Source organism: Coprococcus sp. AM100_B19A (genome assembly GCF_027662015.1).
GTDB lineage: Bacteria > Bacillota > Clostridia > Lachnospirales > Lachnospiraceae > Allocoprococcus > Allocoprococcus comes.
Window position 1 is genome coordinate 1 of sequence record NZ_JAQDKN010000035.1, and the last position, 3,430, is coordinate 3,430.

The following is a 3,430-nucleotide window of genomic DNA, read 5'->3' on the forward strand; positions in this document are numbered from 1 at the left end:
ATTCTTGCATTTTCATTATTCAAGACCGGAAGCCTTAGCAAATCAATATTCAATGCCCACTAACGGGCAGGAAAGGAGCACATACATGGCGTATGTACCAGTACCCAAAGACCTTACAAAGGTCAAAACAAAAGTAGCGTTAAATCTGACAAAGCGGCAGCTGATTTTCTTTTCACTTGCCGCAGTTGCGGGAATTCCGTTTTATCTGTTCATGAGAAAACCAATCGGTTCCAGTATCGCAGCCATCCTGATGGTAACGATCATGCTTCCGTTTTTCTTCATGGCAATGTATGAAAAAGACGGTCTTCCCTTTGAAAAAGTGGTGGCAAATATCATTCGACAGAAGTTTATCTGTCCGGCAGTAAGACCATATAAGACAGAAAATTTTTATCAGGAGATTTCCACCCTTGTAAAAAAGGAGGGTGTGCCGGATGGCAAAAAAGACAAAGCAGGAGGCTCAGCAGGAGCGTCTGTCCCTGGCGGAAAAAAGAAACCGTCAGGAAAGAAGAAACAAAAAAAGCAGAAAAGAAAGAGAACAGGAAAAGCGTAGGAAGAAGCAGGAACGGGACCGCAGGAAACAGAAAAACATTCCTACAACAGCACAGCAGAGTATTCCGTATATTCGGATGCTGCAGGATGGTATTTGCCAGGTGACAAAGACCTTTTTCTCCAAGACGATTCAGTTTTATGACATCAACTATCAGCTTGCTTTAAATGAGGATAAGACTACGATATTTGAGAATTATTGTGATTTCTTAAATTACTTTGATTCTTCCATCAGTGTGCAGCTGTCTTTTATCAATCAGCAGGTGGATGTGGCAGAATTTGAGAAAAGCATTGACATTCCGGATCAGAACGATGACTTCAATGCCATTCGTGAAGAATACCGTACCATGTTGAAGAATCAGCTTTCCAAGGGAAATAATGGTCTGGTGAAGACAAAGTATATCACTTTTGGAATCGAAGCAGAAAGCCTGAAGGTGGCAAGGCCAAGGCTTGAAAGAGTCGAAACAGATATCTTAAATAACTTTAAGGTCCTGGGAGCACAGGCACATTCCCTGAATGGTCTGGAAAGGCTGGAGATTATGTATCATGTGTTCAACCAGGATCGGATTGAACCATTTAAGTTCCAGTATAAGATGCTTCCGGAAACCGGATTAAAGACCAAAGATTTTATTGCACCGACTTCCTTTAACTTTTCCAAGAATCAGACATTTTTGATGGGAAGAACGCTGGGAAGTGTGAGTTACCTGCAGATTCTTGCACCGGAGCTTACAGACCGGATGCTTGCAGATTTCCTGGATGTGGATGACAGCATCAATGTCAACATTCATATCCAGTCCATTGACCAGAGTTCTGCAATCAAGATGATCAAGAGTAAGATTTCAGATCTGGATAAGATGAAGATTGAAGAGCAGAAACGGGCGGTACGTTCCGGTTATGATATGGACGTGCTTCCATCGGACCTTATAACCTATGGAGAAGAGGCGAAAAACCTGCTGGAAGATCTGCAGTCCAGAAATGAGAGAATGTTCCTTGTGACGGTTCTGGTAATGAATACCGCAAAGAAGCGTCAGAAGCTGGATAACAATATTTTCCAGGTGCAGGGAATCGCACAGAAATATAACTGTTCCTTAAAACAGCTGGATTATCAGCAGGAAGCAGCACTCATGTCCTGTATTCCGCTGGGAGTCAATCGGATTGAAATTCAGAGAGGGCTTACCACATCTTCAACAGCGATCTTCGTGCCGTTTACGACACAGGAACTGTTTCAGGAAGGGGAGGCTCTTTATTATGGACTGAATGCATTATCCAACAACATGATTATGGTTGATCGAAAACGTTTGAAGAACCCGAATGGACTGATTCTTGGTACACCAGGTTCCGGTAAGTCCTTCTCAGCAAAGAGAGAAATTACAAACTGCTTCCTGATCACAGAAGATGATATCATCGTCTGCGATCCAGAAGCCGAATATTCGGCACTTGTGCAGGCACTGCACGGGCAGGTGGTACGGGTTTCTCCGGTATCTGACCAGTATATCAATCCAATGGATCTGAACCTGAACTATTCCGAGGAAGATAATCCACTGTCATTGAAAGCAGATTTTATTCTGTCGTTGTGTGAGCTGATTGTTGGAGGAAAGAATGGACTGGAGCCGGTAGAAAAAACTATCATTGACCGTTGTGTGCGGTTGGTTTATCAGGAATATCTTGCCAATCCCGTACCGGAGAAGATGCCAATCCTAGAGGATTTATATAACCTTCTGAGAAAACAGGAAGAGCCAGAAGCACAGCGACTGGCCACTTCGTTGGAAATCTATGTTACAGGTTCTTTGAATGTGTTTAACCATCAGACAAACGTGGATATCAATAACCGCATTGTCTGCTTTGATATCAAGGAACTTGGTAAGCAGTTGAAAAAGATTGGGATGCTCGTCATCCAGGATCAGGTTTGGAACAGGGTAACGATGAACCGTTCTGCCCATAAATCCACCAGATACTATGTGGACGAGTTCCATCTTCTCTTAAAAGAAGAACAAACTGCAGCCTACAGCGTGGAGATTTGGAAGCGATTCCGTAAATGGGGTGGTATTCCAACGGGCATCACCCAGAATATTAAGGATTTGCTGTCTTCCAGGGAAATCGAGAATATATTTGAAAATTCAGATTTTATTTATATGCTGAACCAGGCTTCCGGAGACAGGCAGATTCTGGCAAAACAGCTGAATATCTCACCAACTCAGCTGTCCTATGTAACCAACAGCAATGAGGGTGAAGGACTTCTGTTCTATGGAAATGTCATTATCCCATTTGTAGACAGATTCCCGAAGAATTCCCTCTATAAAATCATGACAACCCGCTTAGAGGAGACTTCTGAAGCAGGTTAAATCAAAGGAGAAAGCAATGGTACGAGCAATTTCATATGTATTAACTTTTAGTGGCGGTGCTGTATTTGGCATCGCTTTTCTCTGTTTATTACAGGCAGGGAAAGGGTATCCGAAGAAGGAGGAGTAATCAGTGGCAGAACAGAGAATGAAAGTCAGAGACAAGAAAGTCCAGAAGATGACCAAGGATGGTCTGGTGGAAGAAAACCTGACAGATAAATCTTCTGTTCGTGTCAGTAACCGTGTCGGTGATGTGCAGATGGGAAGAAAACAGGGGGAAAAAGAAGAAAACCTTGTGGATAAGTCTCCCCGCCAGTCTGAACGGAGTGGGAAAAATATTCGACCCTCTGTGCAAAAATCCAGAGATGCACCGGAACTGATACGGACAGAGAAGCAAAGTGAGGATTTTGGACAGTGTAGTAAACAGCAAAATAGAAAAAGAATCCGTGCTGAAGTCGGAAAAGAATCCAGACTTGCAGAAAAATCCGAAGCCGGACAGTCAGGGAGACTGAAAGAAAAACGTGCTGATCTATCAGAAAACAGAG

3 protein-coding genes and 1 pseudogene are annotated in these 3,430 nt (G+C 43.1%); all 4 read left to right on the forward strand.

The features are described 5' to 3' along the window. Positions 1–85: 85 nt before the first annotated feature. Positions 86–550: a PrgI family protein gene (locus PGQ33_RS16555; RefSeq protein ID WP_044956137.1), complete on the forward strand. Its 465-nt coding sequence runs from the start codon at positions 86–88 to the stop codon at positions 548–550. Continuing rightward, the gene (locus PGQ33_RS16560; protein ID WP_173705535.1) at positions 432–2,888 is read left to right on the forward strand and encodes a VirB4-like conjugal transfer ATPase, CD1110 family; all 2,457 of its coding nucleotides are present in this window, start codon (positions 432–434) and stop codon (positions 2,886–2,888) included. Before PGQ33_RS16555 ends, PGQ33_RS16560 begins: the two co-directional genes overlap by 119 nt. A gap of 16 nt (positions 2,889–2,904) precedes the next feature. Beyond that, a complete protein-coding gene (locus tag PGQ33_RS16565; RefSeq protein ID WP_118440830.1) occupies positions 2,905–3,015 on the forward strand; it encodes a DUF3789 domain-containing protein in 111 nt (36 codons plus the stop codon). 3 nt (positions 3,016–3,018) lie between these two features. Continuing rightward, positions 3,019–3,430, forward strand: a pseudogene (locus tag PGQ33_RS16570) (CD1108 family mobile element protein); the annotation flags it as partial.